Here is a 26,483-nt window from a genome sequence, read left to right on the forward strand (position 1 = left end):
GCGGCCGGGTGCCGCCCGCCGCCGTCGAGCATGGTCGGATCACGCTACGCGGACGAAGGACGCTCCGGCGAGCCAGCTGAGGGAGTGGACTTCGGTTTTGTAACCGTCCACCCCGCCGCTGACTACCTGGCCGTTGCCGGCGTAGACGCCCACATGGCCGGCGTAGACGCCCACATGGCCGGCCGTGATGACCAGATCCCCTGCGGCCGGGGTGCCCACCACCGTGCCGTACTGGTAGAACTGGCCGGGAGCCAGGTCACCCACGCTCTTACCCACCGAGCGCAGCGCCTTCTCCACCATGGCGGTGCAGTCCTGCTGCACGCCGAGCTGTGAAGTGGCCGAAGCCAGGATGGCCGCGCCGAGCGAGCCGGCCGGAGCCTGGGCTGCCGGTGCGGACGTTGAGGCCAGCTGTATACCGGTGTTGGTGGCGGAGGACGGCGCCGCTGCGGCCTTCGCCGCCGGAGCCGGTGCGGCGCCCGGTGCCGTGTAGCCGGCGCCGGGGATCCGGATCTGGTCGCCGGGGTAGATGATGGTGGTCAGCGAGAGTCCATTGGCGGCAAGGACGTCGTTGAGCGGGACGCCGTTGGTGGCGGAAATCTGGCCCAGCGTGTCACCCGAAACGACGGTGTGAACGTTGGCCGCGGCCGGTGCCGGAGCAGCAGCGGCCTGAGCAGTGGCGGCTGGGGCCGCTACCGCCGCACTTGTTTGGACCTGGGCGTTGGCAGTCCCGGCATCATCCGGGCCGTGGACGCCGGCCTGAGCCGGGACGCCGATGCCGAACAGCAGGCCGGATGCAGCAACAGCCACCAGGGCCGGACGGCCAAACGTCAGGGCGTGTGCTTTGGCCGTTGACGACAGGCCGACAGGGACGGTAGAGCTGGCAGAAACCACACGATGGCGTGCGGAAGCGGAATTCTTGGACACGGTTGATCGCCTCTCCCATGCCTGCGGGGTGAGCCTCTCCCATGCCTGCGGGGTGAGCTGTCGGGTTCGGGTCGGAGATACCCGGCCGGTAGCGGCGCCGCACTGAACGGAGCGATACCGACTTAACCCCAAGGCTTCGCAAGAAGCCGTGGAAACGTGGTTCCCCCGTCCCTGCCAGCTGGAAAGCGACTGGATCCCGGTCAGCGGCAGGGCTCGGCATACTGGCGGGAATGGTCCGGCTTGAGCCGGGCCACCGTTTGACCATAACTTCTGCTCGGCGGCAATGTCACATTCCGGTAACGGAATGTAGGAGTGAAATTCACTCGTACATCAGCGCGAATTCTCTACTCCCTGGTAACGATGTTGCAGGTCAACCCCCGTAATCCGTATATGCCCGGTAAGCTCACCAACTATGTCCCGGATTGTTCAAAAAATGCGGCTGCCCGCCCTCGCCGGCATGCTGGCGGTCGCCCTGGTAGGGTCGGCTGCGCTGCTGCCCTCACATGCCGCCGACGACGCCCCGCCCGGCGGCTATCCCTCGTGGCAGGACGTGCAGAACGCCAAGCAAAGCGAGGCCGGCAAAGCGGCAGAGGTCACCAGGATCAACGGGCTGCTGGGCGGGCTTCAGGCCGAAGCGGAGGCGCTGGGCAATGCGGCCGTGACATCCGCCGCGGAGTACGCCCAGGCCGAAGCGGCGCTTCAGGCCGCCACTTCCACTGTGGATGCCCTGACCGCCCAGACGGCACGCGCCGCGGCCGAACTGGGACAGTACAAGAAGGAAATCGGTGCCCTGGCGGCGCAGTCGTATAAGACCGGTGGCACAAACATGGGTTTCTTCGTTGCTCTCGACGCCGTGCAGAACAACAGCATCCAAGGCCTGAATATCGTCCAGATCGTCAGCGACAAGACTGCAGCCCTGGTGAACAAATCCGCAGCCGCCGAACGCATTTCCCGCGCCCTGGCCGATCAGGAGCAGGCAGCCAGGGCCGAACGCGAGCGACTGTACGGCGAAGCCCGGACCAAGCTCGACGCCGCCCAGTCCGCCCAGCAGGCCATGTCCCGGCAGATCGCGGAGCAGCAGGAGCACGGCCAGGAACTGACCGCGCAGCTGGCCTCCCTCAAGGGCACCACCGCTGCGGTGGAGGGTGAGTTCCGGCAGGGCCAGGTGGCCTTGGCCGCGTACGAAACGGCGCAGGCCGCCAAACGGGCCACGGCCCAGGAACAGGCGCGCCAACAGGCGGAGGCGGCAGCCAAGGCAGCTGCACTCGCCGCCGCGCAGAAACCGGCTCCGGCCCCACCTGCTGTACCGGGAGTGCCCGCCCCGCCTCCAGTCCCGAGCCCGACGCCGGTCCCGCCGCCCGTCGTCGTCGTGCCTTCCGTGCCGGGCGGCGCTGTGAACGACCCCGCCGGCGCAAAAACCTACGCGGCCGGGCAGTTGGGCGCCTACGGCTGGGGCCAGGACCAGTTTCCGTGCCTGGCGTCGCTGTGGACCAAGGAGTCGAACTGGCTGACCACCGCCACCAACCCGTACTCGGGCGCATACGGCATCGCCCAGTCGCTGCCGGCCAGCAAGTATGCCAGCGCCGGCAGCGACTGGCTCACGAGCTACCGGACCCAGGTCAGTTGGGGCCTGTCCTATATCGCTGACCGCTACGGGTCACCGTGCAGCGCGTGGAACCATTCCGTGGCCAACAACTGGTACTGACCTGCCGGGGGAGGGCAGCCGGGTCACGTTCCCGGGGGCTTGGCGAATTCCGCGGCGCTGAAGAATTCAATGCCGACGAAGGCTTCGTCGCCGTCCACCCAGGCGTCATGCCCGGGTGGAATGGTGTACGAATCGCCGGCGCTGATGCTGATCCGGTTGCCACCGGTGGTCTCGACGTTGAGGGCACCGGAAACGCAGTATCCGACGTGGTTGTTCTGGCAGGACTCGGTCTGGACCACCGGCTTGATGCAGTCCGACCAGCGCCAGCCGGGACTGAACGTCAACCGGCCGACCGTGTAGTCGCCCAGGTTGACGACATCCACTTCGGTTTTCTCCGGCCGGCGCTTCTCATCCGGTGTGTTGTGGGACTTGACTGCCAGTTCTGTGACGATGTTTGTAGGCATGACACGCAGACTTTCTCTGTTGGTTTTGTGTCCGGCAGCTTTCTGTCCCTGGCTGCCAGACCACATCTGAGGCGCTTACGCTTGCCAGCATCCTCCCGCCGGCGGCGCTTGTCGAGACCCAAACCACTAGGCTTTTCCCATGCCCGATTTTGAACGGTTCCGGGTCCTGCTGGAAGAAGAGCGCGCCCGGAAACTCGAGCTGCTCCCCGCGCTCCGTGCGGACATCTCCTCGGCGAACGCCGCACGCCAGGATTCCAACGTGGATGACGAACACGACCCCGAGGGTTCCACCATTGCGTTCGAGCTGTCGCAGGCCTCGGCGCTCCTGAAGCAGAGCAGTGCGGGACTTGACCAGGTGGATGCGGCCCTGGCGCGGATTGCGGCGGGCACGTACGGAACGTGCGCCGTGTGCGGGGACCCCATCGCGGAGGGACGGCTCGAAGCCCGCCCGTCGACGCCGTTCTGCATCCTCCACGCGGCCACCGGGAGGGTGCTGTGAACGGGCGTGTGCAGGAGGCTGCCGGCTTCATCGATGCCACCCTGCAGAATGAGGGCGCCTGGTACCGGGCGGAAGGCGTGGAGTCCCGGGTGGGCGGGGCACTTGGGTCCTACGGATCGTCGGTGGGAGCCGTACGCGGCACCGTCCGCGACGCCGGCACGAAATTCAAGGATCTTGGCCACGACGAGGTGACCGCTTTGGCATCTCTCCTCTGGGGCCGGCCCGGTCCCGGCAGGCGGCCGGTCTATGAAAGGCGGCTCGCGGCCGTGGTGCTGCTGCAGTCCCGGGTTGCCCTCCTCCGCCACTCTGACCTGACCCGGCTGGAGGGCTTCATCAGAACCGCGCAGACCGGTGAGCTGGTGGACCCACTGATTGCCGACGTTGTGGTTCCGTTGCTGCAGGGACTGGGCGAAAGCGGCCGCCAGCGCGCCGACGTCGTCATCACCCGCTGGCACCAGGACCCCGACGATTCGCTTCGCCACGCTGCCCGGCTCATCGCGTCTCAGGGACCCGACCTGCAGCGCATTTCCGGGAACCGCGACGCGGAACGCGACTGACCCCTGTTCCCCGGTCCCCGTCAGTCGTACTCTGGGGCTTGGAGGTGATTGCCATGGAGGCAGCGCAGGGCGACAGGATTATCGTCCGGGGGAGGACCGTCGGATCTTCGGACCGGCACGGCGTGATCGTGGAAGTCCGTGGTCAGGAAGGTCATCCGCCCTACCTGGTCAGGTTCGACGACGGACACGAAACCGTTATGTACCCGGGCGGTGATTTCGCCGTCGAACGCGGTCACGCGGGACAGGCCGGCTGACGCGCCGCGGGCGGCCGCGCGTCCGGGCCACCGGGCACCTGTCAGACTGGTGGAATGGATCACTCCTTGGCTGCCACGTCCCCTGACGCGAACCTCACGATTCCACCGGCCCGGACCGGTCCGCGGGACCCCGGTGACGCCTGGGTGGAGGGCGGCGGCGGCAAGTTCTGGGGCAGGTTCGGTGCCGCGGGCGTGCTGGCTTATGACCCCGGCAAGGGCGTTCTCCTGCAGCACCGCGCGCTGTGGAGCCATAACGGTGGTACCTGGGGACTGCCCGGCGGAGCATTGCACCAGGGCGAGGACGCAGTCACCGGGGCCCTCCGCGAGGCGCACGAGGAAGCCGCGGTACCGGCCGCGGATGTGAGCGTCCTCTTCAAGTCTGTGCTGGACTTGGGCTACTGGTCCTACACCACCGTTGTAGTGCTGGTGACCGCGCCTTTTGAGCCCGTAATCAGCGATCCGGAAAGCCTCGAACTCCAGTGGGTTCGGTTGGACGAGGTGGACGCGAAGGAGCTCCATCCCGGTTTCGCAAAATCGTGGCCGGACCTGCGGACGCGCATGCTGGAAGGGCGAGATTAGGGTTGCCTAAGTGCGGTGCGCCATAATGGTGTTCCGACCCCCTGCTGCGCATGAGGAAGAACATGACCGCCCCGCTCTCCGTGTTGCTCACACAGTCCACCAGTGCGGCCCACGAAGAAGCTGAGTCGTCCCCGTTTATGGGCGACCTGCTCAAGGGCAGGATGGACGCGGCCGCCGTCGCTGCCCTCACTGCCCAGCTGGACAAGGACGGGACCGAGGAGGTGCTCGCGCACGCCGCCCACGCCTTCCGGCTCAACGGCGGCATCTTCGCGGACCTGCAGCTCGCCGTCGGGGCCCGACCGCAGCCTGCGGCCTGACCCCATGGACCAGTTCCGGGATCTGCCCTTCGGCGTGGCGGCAGCCAGCCTGTTCGCGATTGTTATGCTGCGCGTGAATGCGACGTACTGGATCGGCCGGGGAGCCGCAGCAGGCATGGAACACACGCGGTTCGCGTCGTCCTGGAACGGCCGGCGTGCCGTCCACGCGAAGGAGCTGGTCCGCCGGTGGGGACCACTCGCCGTGACGCTTTCGTTCCTGACCATCGGCCTGCAGACCGCCGTCAACCTCGCCGCCGGCGCTGCGAAGATGCCGTTGCGGCGCTACCTTCCCGCCGCCGTCGCCGGTTCCATCCTCTGGGCACTGCTCTACGCCACCATCGGGCTCGCCGCCGTGGAGGCGTGGCTGGCGCTGGCTGCCGGCTCCCCGTGGGGGATTGTTGTGCTGGCCGCCGCAGCGGCCGGACTTATCGCCTGGCTGCTGGTACGGCGGCGGCGCCGGTCGCGGGGGAGCGCTGCCGACCGGGCCGAGGCAGGCACAGCGGATAGGGTGGGCTGAGCCACACAAGAACAAAGCGAAAGGGTCAATGTTGACTGCTGCACTCCCGGAACTGGCCGACGGCGATTTCTACTACCAGGCGCAGGGCGACGGCCAATTCCGCTCCACCATCCACGCCCAAGGGGCCTGGAACGAGCACGAACAGCACATGGCGCCAGCGTCCGGACTGATGGCGGACAGCCTGGAGCGCCACGAGCCGCGCGCCGACATGCGCATGGCCCGGCTGAGCTACGAGATCCTGGGCCTGATCCCGGGCGGCGGGTTCCACATCGAAACCACCACTCTCCGCCCCGGCCGGACCATCGAGCTCCTGCAGGCAGAACTGGTAGCCAACGGGCGGGTGGCCATCCGCGCCACCGCGTGGCGGATGATCACCAGCGACACGTCCGCGGTTGCCGCCGTCGAGGACACTGCCATCCCGGCACCGGATGAATGCAAACCGTTCGACGGCGCCGCCATCTGGCCAGGCGGCTATATCCGGTCCCTGGAGATGCGCGTGGCCGAGGGCCACCGGCCCGGCGCCGGCATCGTCTGGCTCCGCACGCAGCACCCCCTGACGGATAAAGCCGACAGCGGCGACCTGGCCCGCCTGATGGGCCTCGTTGACACAGCCAACGGGATCGCGGCCAGGGTCCCGCCGGGCAAGGACAGCTATGCGTTCCCCAACCTGGACCTGCAGATCCACATGTACCGCAGGCCCGACGGCGAATGGCTTGGCTTGGACAACGCCGTCTCCTTCGGAACCGACGGGATTGGCCTCACGTCCACCGTCCTGCACGATCTTCAGGGCCCGTTCGGCCGTGCCGAACAGATCCTGACGCTTCGCCGGACCTGACGGCCTTGCCCGTGACTACCGGACCGCTGTGACTACCTGTCCCTGTGACTAGTCGGCGCCGGTAATGCTTTTGTAGCTGTGCACCGCATTGCGCAGGGTGGGGAAGAAATGGTCCGCAGTGAACCGTGCGCTCGCCCCGAACCGGATCAGGCGGTCCTTGATCGGTCCCTTCATTTCTGCGAAGACCAAGCTGATACCGTCCTGCGCCAGTTCATCGTCGAGCAGAACGAGCTCATCCAGCGCTGTCGTATCAAGGCCTGTGATCGGCTCGGCTGCCACAATGACCCACTTCACCGGCCAGGGCGCAGCGTCCACCAGGCCGTGGATGTGCTCGGCGAACACTTCCCCGTTGGCAAAGAACAACGGTGCATCGAAACGGGCAATCACCAGGCCCTCCACCCGCCGGCCTTCGGGATGCCGGTCCAGGTCATGGAAGCCCGGAACGTCCGCCACGCTGGCCAGCTCAGTGCGGTAGGGATCCCAGGCGCGCTGGACAAAGGCCAGAAGGGACAGTCCAATGGCCACGGCAATTCCCGGCAGGACCCCTACAAAGGCGACGCCGAGGAATGTAACCACCAGGAGGAGGGCCTCCAGCCGGCTCATCCTGACGAGGCGCACGAGCGTTCGCACGTCAACCAGCGAAGACGCCGCCACGATCACCACGGCGGCGAGCGTGGCGGTGGGAAGGAAAGCCGTCACCCCCGGTGTGGCGACCATAAAAAGGACTACGAGCAAGGCTGCCACCACACCGCTGAGCTGCGTCTTCGCCCCGGCGTCGAGCACAATCGGGGTGCGGGAGGAACTTCCGCTCACCGGAAAGCCGCCCAGCACCCCGGTTGCCACGTTGGCGATGCCCAAGGCCCCCATTTCCTCATTGCCGTTGACCCTCGCTCCGCGTCGCGCTGCGAGGCTCTTGGACAAAGTGGAGGTGTCCGCAAAAGCAATCAGCGCGATGCCTGCTGCAGGGCCCACGAGCGACAGGACCTCGTCCACGCCAATTCCGCCCAGCGCAGGGGCCGGGAGTCCCTGCGGCAGGGCGCCCACCATGGGCAGCTGTCCGGCCAGGCCCAGTACGGCCACTGCGGCGATGGAGCCGGCCACCGCGAACAGGACGCTGGGCACCTTCCACGGAAGAAAACGGCCGGCGACAATGACGGCCACACTGCCGGCACCCACAGCCAGGGCGATGGGATTGATACCGCCGCTGAGGACGGCGTCCGCCAGGGACGTGAGGCGCTCAAAGAGGCCATCGGCCGAGACATCGATCCCCAGCAGCCGCGGAAGCTGGCTGACGGTGACGGCCAGTGCGATGCCGTTCAGGTACCCGACGCGGATCGGCCGGGACAGCAATCCGGTCACAAACCCCAGCTTGAAGATCCGGCCGGCTATCAGGAAGACGCCGATCAGGATGGCCAGCACTCCGGCCATGGTCACCGCCTTCTCCGGATCCTGCCCGGCCAGCGGAAGGATGGCGGCCGCGATCATGGGGGCCAGCGCCGAGTCCGGCCCCACAATGACAACCCGGGATGGCCCGAACACGGCATAGAAGATCATGGGCACCACGGAGGCGTACAGCCCGTTCACCGCAGGAAGCCCGCTGGCCTCGGCGTACGCCATCCCTGCCGGCACCAGGGCTGCGCTCAAGGCCGCCCCGGCCACCAGGTCCGACTTCAGCCAGGACCGTTTGTAGCCACGCGCAACACCAACGCCCGGTAGCGCCTTGTTGATCCAGTCGTGCCGCACTCGGGCCTCCAAATTGGTGAAATCAGGACGCGGGGGGCTCCTGGAACGGCGTCGAATCCTGGCCATATTCGGCGGTCACCAGAATCGGCAGGTGGTCGGAGGCGCCGCGGGGCAGGGTTTCCACATTCTCGATGTTCAGTCCCAGGGACGTGGCAAAGTCGAAGTGGCCCTTGAATACTTTGTAGCGGGTGTAGGTCCTGCGGTCGCTGAGGGAGAGTTCGTAGCCGGTGTTCTTCATGTGTTCGTTGAGGTTCTTGGTGAAGAAGGGGTAGTTGAAGTCACCCACCATCAGAGTCATAAGGCCGGTGCCCATACCCAGGAGTTCCGCGTGGGCCGCGTGGATTTGGTTGCGCCGCAGCGAGTTGGTGGCGGTCAGCGGAGCGGCGTGGAACGAGGCGATAACCAGTTCGTGATCGGTCTCGTTGTCCCGCACGCGCGTGCCGATGAGGCGCTCATGGGCGGGCGCCAGGACCATGTCGTGCAGGGACTTTTTGAGCGCGAAGGTCTTGGTGCCGTGGGCCGTGAACCGGTCAGGGCGGTAGTAAATGGCCAGCCCAAGGCGGTTGCCCTTGGTGGAGTCGGCGAGCTGCAGCGGACCCAGCGTGTCCGGCAGGTCCGAGGTGTCACACTCCTGGAGGCACAGGGCATCGACGCCGAAGTTCTGGGCAAGATCAACCAGTTCCCCACTGGCCTGGTGCTTGCGGAGGTTGTAGCTAATGACGCGTATCAGTGGATTACCTCTTCTGAGGAGTAGCGGGTGGACCCAGTTCCTGAGTTTAGCCACCCGATGGGGGACGGTGCAGCAATACACCGCTGGATGTCAGGTGGCGCGGAACACCAGCCAGCCGGCGAGGGTGGACAGTCCCGTCAGGGCGGCACCCCACAGGATGTCCACAACAATGAGCTGCACCGGCCACGTCTTGAGCGTGGCGGCATTCGTCAGGTCATACGTCGCGTAGGCAAAGGCGCCCAGGGCGGCCCCATAGCCGACGGCGGTCAGCCAGCTGCCGCCGTCGAGCGCCGGCCGCAGCGCAAAGAAGACAATCCCCGCTATGTACATGACATAGAAAGCCACGGCGTAACCTAAGTGTGGCTTGTCTGCGAGCAGGTCTCCGATGTGGCTGCGGTAGAACGGGTTCATGAGCTTGAGCCAGACGGCGTCGATGACCGCGAACGCAGCCGCGACGACAAGGAATTGCAATATGACCATAAGGGAGCTTAGCAATATGCAGGACGCCGAAGCGGGACTCCGGACGCTCACCGTGGTGCGGCAGGATCATTCCCTCGGCGCCGCACGTGACCTGGAATTCGGCCTCGAACTGCTGACCCAGGCGAAGACCGGCAGGATCGGCCCCACGCTGCGGCTGTACCGGCCCGCGCCGACTGTTGCCTTCGGCCAGCGGGATACCCGCCTGCCCGGCTTCGACGCGGCCGCCCGGGCCTGCCGCGAGCACGGATTCGAACCCCTGGTGCGGAAGGCCGGCGGACGCGCCGCCGCCTACCACGAGGGCACGCTGGTGGTGGACCATGTGATGCCCCATGCGGACGCCATTGCCGGTTCCAAGGGCCGGTTCAGCTTCTTTGGTGAGCTGCTGGCGCAGTCCCTGCGGGACGTCGGTGTGCAGGCAGCGGTTGGCGAAATTCCGGGGGAGTACTGCCCCGGGGAGTTCAGCGTTCACGGCACCCACCCGGACGACCCGGCGCACCGGATCAAGCTCGTGGGCACAGCGCAGCGCGTGGTGAGCGGCGGGTGGCTGTTCAGTTCCGTGATCGTGGTGGAAAATTCCGCCCCCATCCGCAGCGTCCTGACGGACAGCTATGCAGCCCTGGGCCTGGATTGGGACCCGGCCACCGCCGGCGCGGCCAACGACCTCGTGCCTGGCCTCACGGTCCAGGATGTCCAGGACGCTGTTATTGCCGCGTACGCGGGCCACGCCTCCCTCCGGCACGCCGACTTCAGCAGCTATGCAGGGTTGGACACTCGGGAGGCGTAGCCCGCGCTGGCGGGGCTGGCTGGCCCGGTTTCAGACCGGCCGGGGCCCCTTTAGTAGCCCCGGGCGATCCATTCGTCCAGGTGCGGGGCTTCGACCCCGATGGTGGTGCTGGCGCCGTGGCCGGTCCGGACCACCGTTCCGGCCGGGAGCGGCAGCAGCCACGTCCGGATCGACTCGATGATGGTGGGGAAGTCGCTGTAGGACCTGCCCGTGGCGCCGGGGCCGCCCTGGAACAGGGTGTCGCCGCTGAAGAGCGAGCCCTCGCCGTCGGGTCCGTCAGCCAGGTGGAAGGACACCGAGCCGGGCGAGTGACCGGGGGTGTGCAGGGCCGTCAGGCTGGCCCCCGCCACTTCAATGACGTCGCCGTGATTGATGGCGACGTCGGGTTCCACATCCGGGTAGACGTTCCGCCACAGCATCCAGTCTTCCCGGTGGAGGTGGATCGGTGCCTGGACGAGGTCCCAGAAGTCAGCTACTGAACGGATGTGGTCGTCGTGGCCGTGGGTCAGCAGGATCGCCTTGAGCTTCCGGCCACCGACGGCCGCGGCTACGGCCTTGGCATCGTGCGCGGGGTCGATCACCACGCATTCCTCCTCGTTGCCCACGATCCAGACGTTGTTGTCCACATCCCAGGTACCGCCGTCGAGCGAAAACGTTCCGGACGTGACGAGACGATCGATCCGGACGCTCACAGTTCCACCACCGAACGCAGCACGGAACCGGAGTGCATCTTCTCGAACGCTTCCTCCACCTGGTCGATGGTGATCCGCTCGGTCACGAATGCATCCAGGTCCAGCTTGCCCTGCTTGTAGAGGCTGATCAGCATGGGAAAGTCCCGGGACGGCAGGCAGTCGCCGTACCAGGAGGACTTCAGCGAGCCGCCGCGGCCGAAGACGTCCAGCAGGGGCAGCTCCAGGGTCATCTCCGGCGTCGGGACGCCCACCAGCACCACGGTGCCGGCGAGGTCGCGGGCGTAGAACGCCTGCTTGTACGTTTCGGGGCGCCCGACGGCGTCAATCACCACGTCAGCGCCGAAGCCGCCGGTGAGTTCCCGGATTTTCTCGACAGGGTCCGTTGCGGAGGAGTCCACGGTGTGGGTGGCGCCGAGGCCCTTGGCACGGTCCAGCTTTTTCGCGTCGATGTCGACGGCGATGATGGTGGTTGCGCCGGCGAGCGCGGCGCCGGCGATGGCGGCCACGCCCACACCGCCGCAGCCGATGACGGCGACCGTATCACCGCGCTTGACGCCCCCGGTGTTGATGGCGGCGCCCAGTCCGGCCATGACGCCGCAGCCGAGCAGGCCGATGGCGGCAGCATCGGCGTCGGGATCGACCTTGGTGCACTGGCCGGCGGCCACGAGGGTCTTTTCGATGAACGCGCCGATGCCCAGGGCGGCGGACAGTTCGGTGCCGTCCTCAAGCGTCATCTTCTGGGTGGCGTTGAGGGTGTTGAAGCAGTACTGTGCCTGGCCGCGGTTGCACGCGCGGCAGTTGCCGCAGACGGCCCGCCAGTTGAGCACCACGCGGTCGCCCGGGGCGACGTCCGTGACGTCGGGGCCCACGGCGCTGACCACTCCGGTGGCCTCGTGGCCCAGGAGGAACGGGAAGTCATCGCTGATGCCGCCCAGTTTGTAGTGCAGGTCGGTGTGGCAGACGCCGCTGGTGATGATGTCCACCAGGGCCTCGCCCGGGCCCGGTTCCGGGACCAGGATGGTCTCCAGAGTGACCGGGGCCCCTTTGGAGCGGGCTACGACACCTTTGACTTTATGGACCACGAAAGGCTCCCTCAATGCAGATAGACAGAACGGGACCAACACGGATGTTGGTCCCGTTCTGTCTACCACACGAGCTGCCGTGGTCAGGCTGCGAGGCGGCTCTTTACCTCGGCAGCGGAGGGGTTGGTGGCGGCGGTGCCGTCCGGGAAGAGCACGGTGGGGACGGTGCGGTTGCCGCCGTTGAGCTTCTCCACGAGGTCGGCTGTGCCCTCCACCTCTTCGATGTTGATTTCCGTGTAGCCGATGCCCTGCGCGTCCAGCTGCTTCTTCAGCCGGTTGCAGTAGCCGCACCAGGTGGTGGAAAACATGGTGATGGTGCCGTTCTCGGGGGTAAAGTCCACGGAGCTCTCCTGAAATCGTTGAGGGGGTTCGTTCCTGTCAACGGTAACCCGCGGCGGGCTATTCCCTGAGCCTGCCCGGCGGATGCGGTGCCGGATGACAGTACATAACGCTGATGGCATGCTGGAGCCATGTGTGGACGCTATGTGATGGCACGGGCCGTGGGTGACTTGCTGGCCGACTTTGATGCCCAGCTGGAAGAGGAAGTGCACCTTCCGCCGTCATGGAACGTGGCGCCGACCGACCACGTGCCGATCGTCCTGGAACGGCTGATCGACGACGGCCCCGTGCGGCAGCTGCATGTGGCCCGCTGGGGCCTGGTGCCGTCCTGGGCGAAGGATCCGGGCATCGGCCCCAAGATGATCAACGCGCGGAGCGAGACTGTGCTGGAGAAGCCGGCCTTCCGCAAGGCCGTGAAGTCACGTCGCTGCGCCGTCCCGGCGGACGGGTACTACGAATGGAAGCAGGGCACCGGCAAAGCCAAACAGCCCTACTACGTCCATCCAGGCAAAGGCAGCGGGCTGGTGTTCGCGGGCCTGTATGAGTGGTGGAAGGATCCGTCCAAGGCCGAGGGTGATCCCGGACGGTGGATGCTCTCCACATCCATCCTGACGGCAGACACCCCGCCGCCCGGTGCCGAGTCCACAATTTTCGGCAAGCTCACCGCCTTGCACGACCGCGTGCCGCTGCCCATGGACCGGGCCACGATGGCGTCGTGGCTTGATCCGCAGATCGATGACGCCGCCTTCCTCGTGGACCTGGTCCGGGCCCACGTGAAGGAAGTCGCGGCCGACTGGCATGTGGATTCGGTAGGCACCGAGGTGGGCAACGTACGCAACAACTCCCCGGAACTGATCCGGCCGGTGGAAGCCTTGTTCTAAACCGGCACTCGGGCCACATGCCCCTAAACGGTGACCTTGCCGGCGTCGTCCACTGTCCACGTGGGGTTGTAGGCAACTTCCCAGCGGAAGCCGTCCGGATCGGCGAAATAGCCGCTGTACCCGCCCCAGGGCTGGGTGACCGGCGCGGCGACGATAGTTGCCCCGGCCGATGCCGCTTCCGCCATGACCCGGTCCACCGCCTCGGTGCTGGGCAGGTTGTGGCTGAGCGTGATGCAGGGGACCGGGCCGGGGGCACCTACCCCCGCCTCGGCGTGCATCTGCGCGGCGTCCCACAGGGAAAGGATGAGGCCGTGGTTGACCTGGATGAACACCACATCGCCGGGAAACTCGCGGTGGACAGGCCAGCCGAGGCCCTCCGCGTAGAACCGGCGGGAGGCGTCAACACTGCGAACGCCTAGTGAGATGAAGTCGACTCTGGGCTGCATGCTTCGATACTCTCAGTTGATGGCAACAATTCAAGGAAACGATAGGGACGCTTTGGCCGACAAAGAACAGCTCGCTGCGGTTCGGATTGCGGTCGACGAAGTTGACGAGCAGATTGTCACCCTCATTGCGCGGCGTGAACGCCTGATCCGGATCGCCGGAACCCTGAAAGGGGACGACGCTGAAGTCCGCGCCCCCGGCCGGGTGGAACGGGTGATCGAGCATGTCCGGGCCGCCGCGGAAAAGAAGGACATTGACCCGGACATCGTGGAATCAACGTACCGGGCCATGATCTCGGGGTTCATTGAACTCGAAATGAAGGTCCACAAAGAAAGCAGCTGACGACGCGCCGGGTGCTGTCCGGACACAGTTCCGGCAGCACCTGCCGCGGTGTTCCCTAGAGCGTTTCGTCGACTTAGAGCGCTTCGTCGACGGCGACGCCCGACTGGAACTCCCGGCCGTCAGCCTCGCTGAAGGCCGACATGATGTGGCCCTTGCCCAGGCCATGGACGGCCGCGACGGGGAAGTTGCCGGTGATGGTGCTGCCCGAGTGCGTCACGCCGCCAAGATCATAGTTTTCCTCGGCGCTCTGGTCATGGCTGAACGAGTAGAAGGCAATGGCCTCCCCGTTCATGAACTCAATGCCCAAGCGTCTTTGCGATGAGTAATCAGGGCTCGCCGCCACCAGTCCCACTACGTACGCACCTGCCCCCGGTATGTTGCCGTCGATATCAAAGGTTGCCACGAGCTTTTCGTCCTGGGCCTTGATGCTTACGTGCTTGAGGAGTGCGTCATTGGTGCTCATGCCACAATCCTGCCTCCCTGCTGCCCGTCCGTCCACCCCTGTCTAGGTTTTGTCGGAGCGTCGTCGTAGACTCAAGGTATTCGAACATGTATTCGAATACCTTGCTTTTGCATCAGCATTTTGCATCAGCTCCGTTCAGTTCCGGGAGGCGCCCATGGGTATGTTCAGCGAGTCCGTGGACGTTGTCTGCACCCCCGCCGGCCAGCCGCTGAACCTCCAGTGGGCCGGACGGCACTACACGGTGTGCGCCGAGCCCGTCCGGTGGTATGAACGCCGGCAGTGGTGGGCCGAGGAACGCCGTGCGCCGCTCGGCAGCGGGCCGGGGCTGGTGGACCACGAAATCTGGCGCGTCCAAGTGCAGGCGGACCCGCGGGGTGCCGGCCCCCGGGATGCAGGAGAGCCGCTCACCCTGGACCTGAGCCGGCATACCGGCAGCGGCCGCTGGAGGCTCCTGCGGATCCACGACGCCCTCCGGCCACAAACAGCATGAGCTTCTCCCACCTTCACGTTTCCACGGCCTTCAGTGCACACTATGGCGTTGCCTGGCCCGACGAACTGGCCCAGGTTGCCGCCGCGGACGGCGCAACCGCGCTCGCCTGCACGGACAGGGACGGCCTCTACGGCACCATCAAACACCTCAAAGCCTGCATGGAAGCCGGCATCGACCCCATCGTGGGGGTGGACCTTGCGGTTTTCGACGACGACGGCGACCACCGCACCCAGCTCGCCGGCAGGGTGGTGGTGCTCGCCCGCGGCCACAACAACGGGGCGGGCTACCGCGCACTGTGCCGGCTGGTGTCCGATGCCCATGCCCGCACCTCCGGCAAAGCCGGGGGAGCGGTGCCCGTGGCGGTCACCCGCGCCGAACTCGCCTCCCGCACGCTCGACCCCAAAACCCTGAAACCGGTCCTGACGGTCCTGATCGGCCCGGATTCCGACGTTGGACGGGCCATGAGCGGCCGGCGCTACCTCCGTCCGCGCACCCTTTTCAAAAGCTGGCTGGACGCCATGCCCCCAAGAACCCTGGTGGCGGAAGTCGTTTCCCAGCTCACTGCCCCCGGAGCGCCCCTGAGCACCGCCCACGCAGTACGAATGCTCAAACTCGCGGAAGAACACCACGTACCCGCCGTGCTCACCAACGCTGTCCGCTACTGCGCAGAGGACGGCGCCGCCACAGCTGACGTGCTCGACTCCGCCCGGACGCTGAAGTCCCTCCCCGAGCTCGCGGCCGAACCGCTGCTCCAGCCCAACGGGCAGGCCTGGCTCAAATCCTCAGCGCAGATGCTTCAGCTCGGCAAGGAAATCATCCGCGCCGCAGGGTATGGCGCAGCGGACCTCAAACAGCTGATGGCGCAGACCGAGGCGCTCGCCGACTTCTGCCGGATTGACCCGGTGACTGACATGGGCTGGAAGCAGCCGGTGGTCCCCGAGGCATCGGTCATAGGCATCAGCCGGGACCCGCACGATGAACTGGTGCAGCGCTGTGAGGCCGGGATCAGCAGGCGGTTCCCCGGAATATCAGGCTCAGCCCACAAGGACATGCGCTCGCGGCTGGAGCACGAGCTGGGAATCATCAGGAACCTCGGGTTTTCCTCCTATTTCCTCACGGTCGCGGAGGTCTCCCGGATGATCATGGACATGGGGGTCAGGGCAGCCGCCCGCGGTTCCGGGGCCTCCAGCCTGGTCAACTACCTGATTGATGTCAGCCAGGTGGACCCCCTGCAACACGACCTGATCTTCGAACGTTTCCTGTCCCGGGACCGGGCCACGTTGCCGGACATCGACATCGACGTCGAAAGCGCCGAACGGCACAACGTGTACCGGCGGATCTTTGACCGATTCGGTTCCGAGCGCGTCACGCTGATGAGCATGCAGAACGGGTACCGCGCACGCGGTGCCGTCCGCGACGCCGGGATGGCCCTGGGGATGGACGATGACGACGTCGGTGAGATAGCCAAGCAGCTGTGGCGTTTTTCGGCCCGGAAATTCCGTGAGGCACTGGTTGAGAAACCTGAGCTGCGGGAGTTCGCCGGGCGGGTGGAACAACGGGACTTCGCCGAAAACCAGCAGCTTGACCTGCTGGTGGACCTCACGGAACGGCTGGACCGGCTGCCCCGTCATATCTCCATGCATCCCTGCGGGGTGATCCTGGGCGATGCCACGCTGCTTGACCGGACCCCTGTGCAGCCCAGCGGGCTGGGGCTGCCCATGAGCCAGTTCGATAAACACGACATGGATCCCATGGGCATGCTCAAGCTTGATGTCCTGGGGGTCAGGATGCAGAGCGCGATGGCGTTTGCCGTCCGGGAAGTCATCCGGATCCATCCTTCCAAAGCGGAAGTGGTGGCGGCAGGGGCCCACCCTGCAGGTCCTGACGGGACCGGGCCGGACTACATCGCCGAGAACGGCCACATCGACCTCAACGCCGTGCCGCTGGATGATGAACCAACCTACGAACTGATCCGCAGCACCCACACCCTGGGCTGCTTCCAGATCGAGTCACCCGGCCAGCGTGAACTGATCGGCAAGCTGGCGCCGCGTGAGTTCAATGACCTCATCATCGACATTTCGCTGTTCCGGCCAGGCCCCATGAAATCGGACATGGTGCGGCCTTTCCTGGAGCACCGGCACGGCTTCGCGCCGGAGGTGTACCCGCACCCGGACCTGAAACCCGTGCTGCAGGAAACCCATGGCGTCACTGTCTTCCATGAACAGATCCTGAAAACCTTCCACGTGATGACCGGCTGCGGCCTGGCACGCGCGGATGAGTTCCGCCGGGCGCTCGGCAACGAGGTCCACGAGCTGAAAGTGGAAGAGTTCTTCCGCAAGGAGGCCCGGGTCAAGGGGTACTCCCCGGAAGTGGTGGACAAGGTCTGGGGGACCCTGAAAGCCTTTGGCAGTTTCGGCTTCTGCAAGGCGCACGGTGCGGCATTTGCCGTTCCCACCTACCAGTCCGCCTGGCTCAAGACGCACCACCCCGAGGCTTTCCTAGCCGGGCTGTGGGAACACGATCCCGGAATGTACCCCAAACGGCTGCTGGTGGCCGAGGCCCGCAGGCTGGGCATCCCCATCCTGCCGCTGGACATCAACCGCAGCCAGGCCGAGTACCGGGTGGAACGGGTGACGGACGGGCCGGACGCCGGCAAGCTGGGGATCAGGCTGAGCCTTAACGGCATCTATGGCCTGTCCGGGACCGAGCTCAAGCGGATTGTCGCCGGCCAGCCCTACGACTCCCTGGCTGACCTCCGTGCCCGGTCCAGGCTGAGCAAGCCAAGCATCAAAAGGCTCGCCCAGCTGGGTGCCTTTGACTCCCTGCACCGTGAATCGGGAGGCGCCGCCAACCGCGCAGACCTCGTCCAGCACCTGCAACAGCTCCAGGCCGCGGGCGGTACCCGGAAGGGCCTCGACATCATGGACGGGCAGCTGTCCCTGCCGCTGGGGGATGTGGAGCTGCGGAACGTCAAGCCCGGGCTTCCCGCGCCCACCCTGGTGGAAAACGTCCGGGCAGAACTGGACCTGATGGCCATTGATGTCAGCGGGCACCTGATGGACAGCCACCGGCCCATGCTGGACCGGTTGGGGGTCACCACTGCAGACAAACTGTTGAGCCTGCGCAACGGCACCGAGGTGCTGGTGGCCGGGGTGCGCATCGCCACCCAGACACCGCCCATGCGTGGCGGCCGGCGGGTGGTGTTCATCAGCATCGACGATGGCACCGGCTGCGTCGACTCCGTGTTTTTCCATGAAGCCCAGGAACAGGCGGGGCTGCTGCTGTTCGGCACCAGGCTGCTGCTGATCCGGGGCACCACCCGGCGGACAGGTCCCCGGGGAATCAGCCTGAGCGCCAGCATGGCCTGGGACCTGAGCCGGGTGGAATCCCTGCCGTTCGCGGCGGATCGGGTGGAGAGCACCGATGTGCCGCATCCTTTGGACGGGATCAGCCGAAGCCTGGCGATTACCGGAATGGGCGGCTGAGCGGCCGCGGTCCCGTTGGTCGGCCTCCCGGGAACCCGATAGCATTGACGATGGCTGGCTGTGGTCCCCGTACGCCGCAAGCTATGAAGCCTAAAACTTTGAATAGGAGACACCCGTGTCAGATGCCCAGCAGATCACCCTCATCGTCGATGGCGAAGAGACCAAGGTGACTACCGGGACAACCGGTGCGGAACTCTTCTTTGAGCGCCGCGATGTTGTTGTTGCCCGCGTCAACGGCGAGCTGAAGGACCTGGACCAGGAGCTGCCCGAGGGCGCCGAGATCGAGGGCGTCACCATCGATTCCCCGGACGGACTGGACGTACTCCGCCACTCCACCGCCCACGTCATGGCCCAGGCCGTGCAGCAGCTGCGCCCGGACGCCAAGCTGGGCATCGGCCCGTACATCACCGACGGCTTCTACTTCGACTTCGACGTCGCAGAACCGTTCACCCCCGAGGACCTCAAGACCCTCGAGAAGATGATGCTCAAGATCGTCAACCAGAACCAGAAGTTCGTCCGCCGCGTGGTCAGCGAGGACGAGGCCCGCGAGGCCATGAAGAACGAGCCCTACAAGCTCGAACTCCTGGGGAAGAAGAACAACGCCGCCGAAGCCGGCGAGGGCGTCAACGTCGAGGTCGGCGCCGGCGACATCACCATCTACAACAATGTCGAGCGCAAAGAGGGCACCACGGTCTGGTGCGACCTCTGCCGCGGCCCGCACCTGCCCAACACCAAGCTCATCTCCAACGCCTTCGCCCTGACCCGATCCTCCTCCGCGTACTGGCTGGGCAACCAGAAGAACCAGCAGCTGCAGCGCATCTACGGCACCGCCTGGCCCACCAAGGAAGCGCTCAAGGCCTACCAGGAGCGCATCGCCGAGGCTGAGCGGCGCGACCACCGCAAGCTCGGCGTCGAACTTGACCTGTTCTCCTTCCCTGACGAGCTGGGCTCCGGCCTGCCCGTGTTCCACCCCAAGGGCGGCATTATCCGCAAGGAGATGGAGGACTACTCCCGCCAGCGCCACGTCGACGCCGGCTACGAGTTCGTCTACACGCCCCACATCACCAAGGGTCACCTGTACGAAGTCTCGGGCCACCTGGACTGGTACAAGGAGGGCATGTTCCCGGCCATGCATGTGGACGCGGAACTCAACGAGGACGGCACCGTGCGCAAGCCCGGCCAGGACTACTACCTGAAGCCGATGAACTGCCCCATGCACAATCTGATCTTCCGCTCGCGTGGACGGTCCTACCGCGAACTGCCCCTGCGTCTCTTCGAGTTCGGTTCGGTCTACCGGTACGAAAAGTCCGGCGTGGTACACGGCCTGACCCGGGTCCGTGGCATGACACAGGACGACGCCCACATCTACTGCACCCGCGAGCAGATGAAGGACGAACTCACCAAGACCCTGAAGTTCGTGCTCGACCTGCTGAAGGACTACGGCCTGAACGACTTCTACCTGGAGCTGTCCACCAAGGACCCGGAGAAGTACGTCGGCGAAGACGCAGCCTGGGAAGAAGCTACCCGGACACTCGCCGAAGTGGCCGAGGAATCCGGCCTGGAACTCGTCGCGGATCCGGGCGGCGCGGCCTTCTACGGCCCGAAGATCTCCGTCCAGACCAAGGATGCACTCGGGCGAACCTGGCAGATGTCCACCATCCAGCTGGACTTCAACCTCCCGGAACGCTTCGAGCTGGAATTCCAGGCAGCTGACGGCACGCGCCAGCGTCCTGTGATGATCCACCGTGCGCTCTTCGGTTCCATCGAGCGGTTCATGGGTGTCCTCACCGAGCACTACGCCGGCGCGTTTCCCGCGTGGCTTTCCCCCGTGCAGGTGGTGGGCATCCCGGTGGCCGAAACGTTCAACGAATACATGTTCGACGTCGTTGACCAGCTCAAGGCGGCGGGCATCCGCGCAGAGGTGGATACGTCCTCGGACAGGTTCCCCAAGAAGATCCGCACCGCCAGCAAGGACAAGATCCCGTTTGTCCTGATCGCCGGCGGCGACGACGCCGAGGCGGGCGCGGTGTCCTTCCGTTTCCGTGACGGGAGCCAGGACAACGGCGTGCCGGTGGCCGAGGCCGTCAAGCGGATCACGGAAGCCGTCCGTAACCGGACCAGCTAGCGGAAACGGATAAGAACACGGTGCAGGAGAACACAGGCGCAGGCTATCCAGGGGATGCCGGCGTGACAGATGACTTTGAGCTCGCGGGCGTGCCGGATGCTTTCCAGCGCCTGTGGACTCCGCACCGGATGGCCTACATCAAGGGCGGCCAGCACCAGTTCAAGGGCGAGTTCGACTGTCCCTTCTGCGTGGGTCCGGGCCGGACTGACGAGGAAGCCCTGATCGTCTACCGGGGGAAGACCAGTTACGTGGTCCTCAACCTGTTTCCCTACAATCCGGGGCACCTCCTGGTCTGCCCGTACCGGCATGTCCCGGACTACACGGACCTCACGGTGGAAGAGACCGCGGAATTTGCGGAGATCACCCAGACGGCCATGCGGGTCCTGCGCAAGGTGGCGAACCCGGGCGGGTTCAACCTCGGCATGAACCAGGGCGTAGTTGGCGGGGCAGGAATCGCCGCGCACCTGCACCAGCACATCGTGCCGCGCTGGGGCGGGGACGGCAACTTCTTCCCCATCATTGCCCAGACCAAGGCCATCACGCAGACCCTGGATGAAGTCCGCCAGCAGGTTGCAGAGGCCTGGCCCGGGGAGACGGATGCTGAATAGGCATGCGCGCGGGTTTTTCACCGCGCTTTTCACTCCGCTTGCGCGCTGGCTCCTGAAAATCGGTGTTTCCCCTGATGCTGTGACGGTCATCGGAACCGCCGGCGTGGTGGTGGGTGCGTTGGTCTTCTACCCCCTCGGCCAGCTCTGGTGGGGGACCCTGTTCATTACCGCGTTCATTTTCTCGGACGTGCTTGACGGCATTATGGCCCGGCTGCGGGACACTGGCGGCCGCTGGGGAAACTTCCTGGACTCCACCCTGGACAGGATCGCCGACGGCGCGCTGTTCGCGGGTGTGGCCATCTGGTTCTTCACCGGGGGCGACGATTACGCCATCGCCGTCGCCGCCATGCTGTGCCTCGTTTTGGGCATGGTGGTCTCGTATGCGCGGTCCAAGGCCGAATCCCTTGGCTTCACGGCGAATGTGGGCATCGCCGAGCGCGCCGAGAGACTGGTTTCGGTGCTCGTGGTCACCGGATTTACCGGCCTGGGATTGCCCCCGGTGGTTCTTCTGGTGACGCTTGGACTCCTGGCCTTGGCCAGCCTCATCACGATCATCCAGCGCGTAGCCACCGTCCACCGCCAGGCCTTTGCGGAGTCCGCAGCTTCGGATTAAGCCTGATTAAGCCCGCCGCCTGCCGTGGGACTAGTATTGTGACTGCCCGGTCAATGGATCCGGCAACCCGGTGCGTGTACTTTCGGTTTCTTGCCGCCCTCACGCCCGGCGAAGATCATCTATCTACCCATAGGGGTTTTTGTGTCTACACCTGATGTAAGCAGCGAAGCCGGTTCGTCCGCGAACAGCGTCACGGGCAGCAACCGCGTCAAGCGGGGCATGGCCGAGATGCTCAAGGGCGGCGTCATCATGGACGTCGTCAACGTTGAACAGGCCCGCATCGCCGAAGACGCCGGTGCCGTTGCAGTGATGGCGCTCGAACGCGTTCCGGCCGATATCCGTGCCCAGGGCGGCGTGTCCCGGATGTCGGACCCGGACATGATCGAGGCGATCATCGCAGCCGTGTCCGTCCCGGTCATGGCCAAGGCCCGGATCGGCCACTTCGTGGAGGCCCAGGTCCTGCAGTCGTTGGGCGTGGACTACATTGACGAGTCCGAGGTCCTGACCCCGGCCGACTACGTCCACCACATCGACAAGTGGAACTTCAAGGTTCCCTTCGTCTGTGGCGCCACGAACCTTGGTGAGGCGCTGCGCCGCATCAACGAGGGCGCGGCCATGATCCGTTCCAAGGGTGAGGCCGGCACCGGCGACGTCTCCAACGCCACCGGGCACATGCGCCAGATCCGCGCCGAGATCGCCAAGCTTGCCGCTCTGCCCGAGGACGAGCTCTACGTCGCGGCCAAGGAACTGCAGGCCCCGTACGAACTGGTCAAGGAAGTTGCCGCGGCCGGTAAGCTCCCGGTGGTGCTGTTCACCGCGGGCGGCATCGCCACCCCAGCCGACGCTGCGATGATGATGCAGCTCGGCGCTGACGGCGTGTTCGTCGGTTCGGGCATCTTCAAGTCCGGCAACCCGGCCCAGCGTGCCGCTGCCGTGGTCAAGGCCACCACGTTCTTCGATGACCCCGACGTCATTGCCAAGGCCTCCCGCGGCCTCGGCGAGGCCATGGTGGGCATCAACGTCGACGAGATCCCGCAGCCGCACCGCCTCTCCGAGCGCGGCTGGTAACAGCTCCAAAGCAGTACGACGGCGGCGGGTCACTTTTCGAAGGTGGCCCGCCGCCGTCGTCGGTGGTTGAGCCTGTCGAAACCCCATCGATTGCTCCGTAACCGCCGTTATGGGCCCTCAAAACGGCTGTTACGGAGCAACCGATGAGGGGGTTAGTCGAGGCCGCGGCGTTTCAGCAGGGGCTCCAGCCGGGCGTCCCGGCCGCGAAGCGCGCGGAAGGATTCCAGCGGGTCCCTGCTGTTGCCGCGGGAGAGCAGCTCCTGGCGGAAGCGTTCACCGTTGGTGCGCGTTATGCCGCCGTTCTCGGTGAACCAGTCCACGGTTTCGGCATCCAGCGCCTCACTCCAGATGTACGAGTAATAGCCGGCCGCATAGCCAGCCCCGGCGAAGATGTGCTGGAAATAGCCGGTGCGATAACGCGGCGGGATCAGGGCATGAGCCACGCCCACGGCCGCGAGGGACTTCGCCTCAAACGCCAGGACGTCGTCGGGGATTTCGGTTTCGTCCAGCACATGCCAGGCCAGGTCCAGCAGCGCGGCACCGAGGTATTCCGTGGTCCCGAAGCCTTCGCCCCAGAGCCGTGAGTCGTTCAGCTTGTCCACCACCTGCTGCGGAAGCGGTTCGCCGGTGGCGTGGTGCCGGGCATAATGGGCAAGCACCTCCGGCCACAGGATCCACATCTCGTTGACCTGCGACGGGTATTCCACAAAGTCACGGGGGACAGCAGTCCCGGCGAACCGCGGATACGTCACGTTCGACAACAAGCCGTGGAGTGCGTGTCCGAACTCGTGGAAAGTGGTGCGTAGCTCGTCCAGCGTCAGGAGTGTGGGCTCGCCTGCCGGCGGCTTGGAGATGTTGAGGTTGTTGATCACCACGGGCCGGGTGCCCAGCAGGCCCGACTGGTCCACCAGCGAGTTCATCCAGGCGCCGCCCCGCTTGGATTCGCGGGTGTAGTAGTCGCCCAGGAACAATCCCAGTCCGCTGCCGTCCTGGTCCCGGACTTCCCAGACGCGGACATCCGGGTGGTAGCCTGCGAGGTCCTTGCGTTCGTGGAACGTGATGCCGTAGAGGGATGTGGCGGCGAAGAAGACGCCGTCCCGGAGCACGCGTTCCAGCTCGAAATAGGGGCGGAGTGCCTGCTCGTCCACGGCGTATTTTTCCCGCCGCACCTTGGCTGAGTAAAACGCCCAGTCCCAGGCCTCCAGCGGATGCCCTGCCGCCTCGGTCAGGGCCGCAGCCTCGGCGTCGGCATTGCGCACAGCCGCCGGGGCCAGCCTGGTCAGCATGGACTGGACCGCGTCAAAGTCGCGGGCCGTCTGGCGGTCCACCACGAGTTCGGCATAGTTGGCGAAACCCAGAAGGGCTGCCTTTTCAGCGCGCAGGCGTGCCGTCGACCTGGCCAGTTCCAGGACGTCCAGGCTGCCGCCATCACTGCCCCGGCCGATGGAAGCTTCAAACAGCCGACGGCGGATGTCCCGGTTTTCGAGGGCAGCCAGGGCAGGCTGGTTGCTGGGCTGGATCAGCGTCAGCAGGAATTTTCCGTCGTGGCCAACGGCGCGGGCCGCCTCAGCAGCGCTGGCGACATCGTCCGCCGGCAAGCCGGCCAGTTCGGCTGCCGTGTCCAGCAGCAAGGCAGAAGATTTCATGGCCTCCTTGACCCGCTGGCCAAACTCCGTGCCCAGTTTGGACAGCTCCGCGTTGATTTCCTTCAGCCGTTCCTGGTCCGGCTTTTCGAGCTGGATCCCGGACTGGCGGAATTCCTTCACGTACTCCTCCACGAGCCGGACGGACTCACCGTCCTGCCCGGAGGTGTCAATCGCCGCGAACCTGTCGAACAGTGCCCGGTTGAGGTAGATCTCGTCCTGATGCGCCGAAATGCGGGGTGAGAGTTCGGTTTCCAGGTCACGGATTTCGTCTGTTGCGTCGGCTGAGGCAAGGGTGAAGAAGGAGTCGGCCGCCCGCTGGAGCAGTTGGCCGGACTTCTCCATGGCCAGGGCCGTGTTCTCGAAGTCCGCCGGCGCCGGGTTGTCCACGATCGCCAGGATTTCCACCAGATGTTCCGTCAGGCCAGCGTCGATGGCTTCGGCGTAATCGGTTGGTTTGATCCGGGCAAAAGGCGGCAGCCCATAGGGCAGCGCGCTGGCGCTGAGGAGGGGATTCGTCATCACGCTAACCTTTCACACTGGCGCATGCTTCTCAACGCGCGGCTTTGCCGAATTTGCGCGGCGGCCAGACCTACAATGACGCTTATGGGGAAAAGGTTGGGCGCTGCTTCGGTGCGCGCTGTTGCTGTTCGTTCCGCTGCTGCGGTGTCCGCCGGCGCCCTGGCCGCTGCCCTGCTGGCAGGATGCGGCCTGGTCGCCGAACAGACCGCTCCTTCCTCCGGTGCAGCTGCGAGTACCGGCGCCGGGACAAGGCAGCCAAGCCCGACGGCGACCCCCACCCCGACGCCCACTCCCACCCCCGGCGCGGGGCCGGCCTGCCCCACGCTGCGGTGCACGTCCGTCGTCGTGACCGGCGACATGCTGGTCCACACCCAACTCTGGCAACAGGCCCGCGACGATGCCGCCGCAGCAGACAAACCAGGGCTGGACTTCACCCCGCTCCTCGAAGGCCAACGAAAGTACATCCACGCCAGCGACCTCGCTATCTGCCACCAGGAAACGCCCGTGGCCGGGCCCGATGGCCCGTTCTCCGCGTACCCGTCATTCAACGTCCCGCCGCAGATCATCACAGCCGTTAAGGCGGTGGGGTACCAGGCCTGCACGACCGCGAGCAACCACACGATCGACCGGAGCACGGACGGAGTACTGCGTACCCTGGACGCCCTGGATGCGGCGGGGCTGAAGCACACCGGTTCCTACCGCACCCAGACCGAGTCGCAGGGAATCCTGATCCTGCAGACCAACGCCGCCAAGATTGCGATCATCCAGGGAACCTACGGGCTCAACGGCCAATACCCTGAATACGACTGGCAGGTGGACATGCTGGACGCGCCCACCATGATCGCCAAGGCCGTGAAGGCGCGGGCTCTCGGCGCGGACATCGTGCTCGGTGCCATGCACGCCGGCGACGAGTATGCCAGTGAAGCCAACGCTCAGCAGCAGGAGGTGGCCCACGCCCTGGTGGACAGCGGCCAGTTCACCATGATCTACGGCCACCACACCCACTCGGTGCTGCCCATCGAAAACTACAAGGGAACCTGGATCGTCTACGGCCTGGGCAACGGAGTCGCCGAACTGTCGCCCTGGTACGTAGTGAACAACGAGGGCCTGCTCGTGCGGGCACAGTTCAGCCAGGACGCAGCCGGGAAGTGGACGGCGTCGGACCTGACCTGGGCCCCCTCGGTGATTGTCCGCGACCCGTACCGCTGGTGCTCGGTGGCAACCGATGCACCGCAAGGCGTCTGTGCAACTCCCGAGGCCGACGCCGCCACCAGGGTGAGGACCGCCACGGTGGTGGACTCGATGGGCGCGGCTGCTGCCGGCGCGCACGAACTGCTGATCACCAAGGATCCCTGAGA

General features: G+C 65.9%; 29 protein-coding genes and 1 riboswitch. Of the genes, 18 read left to right on the plus strand and 11 right to left on the minus strand.

Going from position 1 to position 26,483, the window contains the following annotated elements:
- Positions 1–39: 39 nt before the first annotated feature.
- Positions 40–924 (minus strand): C40 family peptidase, encoded by an 885-nt coding sequence (locus tag ACX80M_RS07965; protein ID WP_459309357.1) that lies wholly within the window; start codon positions 922–924, stop codon positions 40–42.
- 29 nt (positions 925–953) lie between these two features.
- A riboswitch (cyclic di-AMP (ydaO/yuaA leader) is annotated at positions 954–1,122 on the minus strand.
- A gap of 214 nt (positions 1,123–1,336) precedes the next feature.
- On the opposite strand from ACX80M_RS07965, the gene ACX80M_RS07970 reads away from it, so the two are divergent.
- The gene (locus ACX80M_RS07970; protein ID WP_459309358.1) at positions 1,337–2,629 is read left to right on the plus strand and encodes an aggregation-promoting factor C-terminal-like domain-containing protein; all 1,293 of its coding nucleotides are present in this window, start codon (positions 1,337–1,339) and stop codon (positions 2,627–2,629) included.
- Between the two features lie 23 nt (positions 2,630–2,652).
- Here the strand turns inward: ACX80M_RS07970 and ACX80M_RS07975 are convergent, their stop codons facing one another.
- Positions 2,653–3,033, minus strand: coding sequence for a cupin domain-containing protein (locus ACX80M_RS07975; protein WP_058932317.1), 381 nt, complete (start codon positions 3,031–3,033; stop codon positions 2,653–2,655).
- A gap of 139 nt (positions 3,034–3,172) precedes the next feature.
- Between ACX80M_RS07975 and ACX80M_RS07980 the strand changes: the two genes are divergently transcribed.
- The 7 genes from ACX80M_RS07980 (at position 3,173) to ACX80M_RS08010 (ending at position 6,591) form a co-directional block, all read left to right on the plus strand.
- Positions 3,173–3,532: a TraR/DksA family transcriptional regulator gene (locus ACX80M_RS07980; RefSeq protein ID WP_252599474.1), complete on the plus strand. Its 360-nt coding sequence runs from the start codon at positions 3,173–3,175 to the stop codon at positions 3,530–3,532.
- The gene (locus ACX80M_RS07985) at positions 3,529–4,089 is read left to right on the plus strand and encodes a DNA alkylation repair protein (RefSeq protein WP_252599473.1); all 561 of its coding nucleotides are present in this window, start codon (positions 3,529–3,531) and stop codon (positions 4,087–4,089) included. The genes ACX80M_RS07980 and ACX80M_RS07985 overlap by 4 nt, the downstream gene beginning before the upstream one ends.
- A 53-nt stretch (positions 4,090–4,142) precedes the next feature.
- The gene (locus tag ACX80M_RS07990) at positions 4,143–4,343 is read left to right on the plus strand and encodes a DUF1918 domain-containing protein (RefSeq protein WP_056340407.1); all 201 of its coding nucleotides are present in this window, start codon (positions 4,143–4,145) and stop codon (positions 4,341–4,343) included.
- Between the two features lie 54 nt (positions 4,344–4,397).
- A complete protein-coding gene (locus ACX80M_RS07995; RefSeq protein WP_459309359.1) occupies positions 4,398–4,922 on the plus strand; it encodes an NUDIX domain-containing protein in 525 nt (174 codons plus the stop codon).
- Between the two features lie 62 nt (positions 4,923–4,984).
- A complete protein-coding gene (locus tag ACX80M_RS08000; RefSeq protein WP_252599471.1) occupies positions 4,985–5,239 on the plus strand; it encodes a biliverdin-producing heme oxygenase in 255 nt (84 codons plus the stop codon).
- Positions 5,240–5,243: 4 nt separating this feature from the next.
- The gene (locus ACX80M_RS08005; protein ID WP_252599470.1) at positions 5,244–5,756 is read left to right on the plus strand and encodes a DedA family protein; all 513 of its coding nucleotides are present in this window, start codon (positions 5,244–5,246) and stop codon (positions 5,754–5,756) included.
- A gap of 31 nt (positions 5,757–5,787) precedes the next feature.
- Positions 5,788–6,591 carry a thioesterase family protein gene (locus tag ACX80M_RS08010; RefSeq protein WP_252599562.1) on the plus strand — a complete coding sequence of 268 codons (804 nt, stop codon included), beginning with the start codon at positions 5,788–5,790 and terminating at the stop codon, positions 6,589–6,591.
- A gap of 48 nt (positions 6,592–6,639) precedes the next feature.
- Here the strand turns inward: ACX80M_RS08010 and ACX80M_RS08015 are convergent, their stop codons facing one another.
- The 3 genes from ACX80M_RS08015 to ACX80M_RS08025 all read right to left on the minus strand — a co-directional run bounded on the left by ACX80M_RS08015 (position 6,640) and on the right by ACX80M_RS08025 (position 9,544).
- A complete protein-coding gene (locus ACX80M_RS08015; protein WP_252599469.1) occupies positions 6,640–8,334 on the minus strand; it encodes a SulP family inorganic anion transporter in 1,695 nt (564 codons plus the stop codon).
- A 22-nt stretch (positions 8,335–8,356) separates the two neighbouring features.
- Positions 8,357–9,061 (minus strand): endonuclease/exonuclease/phosphatase family protein, encoded by a 705-nt coding sequence (locus tag ACX80M_RS08020; RefSeq protein ID WP_104060881.1) that lies wholly within the window; start codon positions 9,059–9,061, stop codon positions 8,357–8,359.
- 93 nt (positions 9,062–9,154) lie between these two features.
- Positions 9,155–9,544: a DUF2177 family protein gene (locus ACX80M_RS08025; RefSeq protein WP_252609580.1), complete on the minus strand. Its 390-nt coding sequence runs from the start codon at positions 9,542–9,544 to the stop codon at positions 9,155–9,157.
- Between ACX80M_RS08025 and ACX80M_RS08030 the strand changes: the two genes are divergently transcribed.
- Positions 9,537–10,328, plus strand: a complete 792-nt coding sequence (locus tag ACX80M_RS08030) for a lipoate--protein ligase family protein (protein WP_459309360.1) — start codon at positions 9,537–9,539, stop codon at positions 10,326–10,328. The two genes, ACX80M_RS08025 and ACX80M_RS08030, sit on opposite strands and share 8 nt — an antisense overlap.
- A gap of 50 nt (positions 10,329–10,378) precedes the next feature.
- On the opposite strand, the gene ACX80M_RS08035 is transcribed toward ACX80M_RS08030, so the two are convergent.
- The 3 genes from ACX80M_RS08035 to ACX80M_RS08045 form a co-directional block, all read right to left on the minus strand.
- Positions 10,379–11,020, minus strand: a complete 642-nt coding sequence (locus tag ACX80M_RS08035) for an MBL fold metallo-hydrolase (RefSeq protein WP_459309361.1) — start codon at positions 11,018–11,020, stop codon at positions 10,379–10,381.
- Complete coding sequence (locus ACX80M_RS08040; RefSeq protein ID WP_252599467.1) at positions 11,017–12,102, minus strand: S-(hydroxymethyl)mycothiol dehydrogenase; 1,086 nt, start codon at positions 12,100–12,102, stop codon at positions 11,017–11,019. The genes ACX80M_RS08035 and ACX80M_RS08040 overlap by 4 nt, the downstream gene beginning before the upstream one ends.
- Positions 12,103–12,185: 83 nt before the next feature.
- A complete protein-coding gene (locus ACX80M_RS08045; RefSeq protein ID WP_056340387.1) occupies positions 12,186–12,443 on the minus strand; it encodes a mycoredoxin in 258 nt (85 codons plus the stop codon).
- A gap of 147 nt (positions 12,444–12,590) precedes the next feature.
- Here ACX80M_RS08045 and ACX80M_RS08050 point away from each other — a divergent pair, with 147 nt between their 5' ends.
- Positions 12,591–13,322, plus strand: a complete 732-nt coding sequence (locus tag ACX80M_RS08050) for an SOS response-associated peptidase (protein WP_252599560.1) — start codon at positions 12,591–12,593, stop codon at positions 13,320–13,322.
- Positions 13,323–13,345: 23 nt separating this feature from the next.
- Here the strand turns inward: ACX80M_RS08050 and ACX80M_RS08055 are convergent, their stop codons facing one another.
- On the minus strand, positions 13,346–13,768 hold the full coding sequence (locus ACX80M_RS08055; protein ID WP_104060766.1) for a VOC family protein: 423 nt from the start codon (positions 13,766–13,768) through the stop codon (positions 13,346–13,348).
- Positions 13,769–13,787: 19 nt separating this feature from the next.
- On the opposite strand from ACX80M_RS08055, the gene ACX80M_RS08060 reads away from it, so the two are divergent.
- Positions 13,788–14,108, plus strand: coding sequence for a chorismate mutase (locus ACX80M_RS08060; protein WP_104060765.1), 321 nt, complete (start codon positions 13,788–13,790; stop codon positions 14,106–14,108).
- A 73-nt stretch (positions 14,109–14,181) separates the two neighbouring features.
- Here the strand turns inward: ACX80M_RS08060 and ACX80M_RS08065 are convergent, their stop codons facing one another.
- Complete coding sequence (locus tag ACX80M_RS08065; RefSeq protein ID WP_056340376.1) at positions 14,182–14,571, minus strand: hypothetical protein; 390 nt, start codon at positions 14,569–14,571, stop codon at positions 14,182–14,184.
- 154 nt (positions 14,572–14,725) lie between these two features.
- Between ACX80M_RS08065 and ACX80M_RS08070 the strand changes: the two genes are divergently transcribed.
- The 6 genes from ACX80M_RS08070 to pdxS all read left to right on the plus strand — a co-directional run bounded on the left by ACX80M_RS08070 (position 14,726) and on the right by pdxS (position 22,960).
- A complete protein-coding gene (locus ACX80M_RS08070; RefSeq protein WP_104060764.1) occupies positions 14,726–15,061 on the plus strand; it encodes a DUF6504 family protein in 336 nt (111 codons plus the stop codon).
- Positions 15,058–18,546, plus strand: a complete 3,489-nt coding sequence (locus ACX80M_RS08075; RefSeq protein WP_252599466.1) for a DNA polymerase III subunit alpha — start codon at positions 15,058–15,060, stop codon at positions 18,544–18,546. Before ACX80M_RS08070 ends, ACX80M_RS08075 begins: the two co-directional genes overlap by 4 nt.
- A gap of 115 nt (positions 18,547–18,661) precedes the next feature.
- Positions 18,662–20,671 carry a threonine--tRNA ligase gene (gene thrS, locus ACX80M_RS08080; RefSeq protein WP_252599465.1) on the plus strand — a complete coding sequence of 670 codons (2,010 nt, stop codon included), beginning with the start codon at positions 18,662–18,664 and terminating at the stop codon, positions 20,669–20,671.
- A 20-nt stretch (positions 20,672–20,691) separates the two neighbouring features.
- Complete coding sequence (locus ACX80M_RS08085) at positions 20,692–21,279, plus strand: HIT family protein (protein ID WP_252599464.1); 588 nt, start codon at positions 20,692–20,694, stop codon at positions 21,277–21,279.
- The gene (pgsA, locus tag ACX80M_RS08090) at positions 21,269–21,892 is read left to right on the plus strand and encodes a phosphatidylinositol phosphate synthase (protein ID WP_058932331.1); all 624 of its coding nucleotides are present in this window, start codon (positions 21,269–21,271) and stop codon (positions 21,890–21,892) included. Before ACX80M_RS08085 ends, pgsA begins: the two co-directional genes overlap by 11 nt.
- A 141-nt stretch (positions 21,893–22,033) precedes the next feature.
- Complete coding sequence (gene pdxS, locus ACX80M_RS08095) at positions 22,034–22,960, plus strand: pyridoxal 5'-phosphate synthase lyase subunit PdxS (RefSeq protein ID WP_308216167.1); 927 nt, start codon at positions 22,034–22,036, stop codon at positions 22,958–22,960.
- Positions 22,961–23,112: 152 nt separating this feature from the next.
- On the opposite strand, the gene ACX80M_RS08100 is transcribed toward pdxS, so the two are convergent.
- Positions 23,113–25,125 carry a M3 family metallopeptidase gene (locus tag ACX80M_RS08100; RefSeq protein WP_252609586.1) on the minus strand — a complete coding sequence of 671 codons (2,013 nt, stop codon included), beginning with the start codon at positions 25,123–25,125 and terminating at the stop codon, positions 23,113–23,115.
- Positions 25,126–25,209: 84 nt separating this feature from the next.
- On the opposite strand from ACX80M_RS08100, the gene ACX80M_RS08105 reads away from it, so the two are divergent.
- Positions 25,210–26,481, plus strand: coding sequence for a CapA family protein (locus ACX80M_RS08105; protein ID WP_459309362.1), 1,272 nt, complete (start codon positions 25,210–25,212; stop codon positions 26,479–26,481).
- Positions 26,482–26,483 lie beyond the last annotated feature (2 nt).

Source organism: Pseudarthrobacter sp. MDT1-22 (assembly GCF_054511035.1).

Bases quoted from the DNA above. Each gene is read 5' to 3' on its own strand.
- ACX80M_RS08055 (WP_104060766.1), bottom strand. From the start codon at position 13,768: ATGCAGCCCAGAGTCGACTTCATCTCACTAGGCGTTCGCAGTGTTGAC.
- ACX80M_RS08105 (WP_459309362.1), top strand. From the start codon at position 25,210: ATGGGGAAAAGGTTGGGCGCTGCTTCGGTGCGCGCTGTTGCTGTTCGT.
- ACX80M_RS08100 (WP_252609586.1), bottom strand. From the start codon at position 25,125: ATGACGAATCCCCTCCTCAGCGCCAGCGCGCTGCCCTATGGGCTGCCG.
- ACX80M_RS07995 (WP_459309359.1), top strand. From the start codon at position 4,398: ATGGATCACTCCTTGGCTGCCACGTCCCCTGACGCGAACCTCACGATT.
- ACX80M_RS08065 (WP_056340376.1), bottom strand. From the start codon at position 14,571: ATGAGCACCAATGACGCACTCCTCAAGCACGTAAGCATCAAGGCCCAG.
- ACX80M_RS07980 (WP_252599474.1), top strand. From the start codon at position 3,173: ATGCCCGATTTTGAACGGTTCCGGGTCCTGCTGGAAGAAGAGCGCGCC.
- pgsA (WP_058932331.1), top strand. From the start codon at position 21,269: ATGCTGAATAGGCATGCGCGCGGGTTTTTCACCGCGCTTTTCACTCCG.
- ACX80M_RS08050 (WP_252599560.1), top strand. From the start codon at position 12,591: ATGGCACGGGCCGTGGGTGACTTGCTGGCCGACTTTGATGCCCAGCTG.
- ACX80M_RS08060 (WP_104060765.1), top strand. From the start codon at position 13,788: ATGGCAACAATTCAAGGAAACGATAGGGACGCTTTGGCCGACAAAGAA.
- ACX80M_RS08025 (WP_252609580.1), bottom strand. From the start codon at position 9,544: ATGGTCATATTGCAATTCCTTGTCGTCGCGGCTGCGTTCGCGGTCATC.
- ACX80M_RS08075 (WP_252599466.1), top strand. From the start codon at position 15,058: ATGAGCTTCTCCCACCTTCACGTTTCCACGGCCTTCAGTGCACACTAT.
- ACX80M_RS08005 (WP_252599470.1), top strand. From the start codon at position 5,244: ATGGACCAGTTCCGGGATCTGCCCTTCGGCGTGGCGGCAGCCAGCCTG.
- ACX80M_RS07975 (WP_058932317.1), bottom strand. From the start codon at position 3,033: ATGCCTACAAACATCGTCACAGAACTGGCAGTCAAGTCCCACAACACA.
- ACX80M_RS07970 (WP_459309358.1), top strand. From the start codon at position 1,337: ATGTCCCGGATTGTTCAAAAAATGCGGCTGCCCGCCCTCGCCGGCATG.
- ACX80M_RS08000 (WP_252599471.1), top strand. From the start codon at position 4,985: ATGACCGCCCCGCTCTCCGTGTTGCTCACACAGTCCACCAGTGCGGCC.
- ACX80M_RS07990 (WP_056340407.1), top strand. From the start codon at position 4,143: ATGGAGGCAGCGCAGGGCGACAGGATTATCGTCCGGGGGAGGACCGTC.
- ACX80M_RS08070 (WP_104060764.1), top strand. From the start codon at position 14,726: ATGGGTATGTTCAGCGAGTCCGTGGACGTTGTCTGCACCCCCGCCGGC.
- ACX80M_RS08030 (WP_459309360.1), top strand. From the start codon at position 9,537: ATGACCATAAGGGAGCTTAGCAATATGCAGGACGCCGAAGCGGGACTC.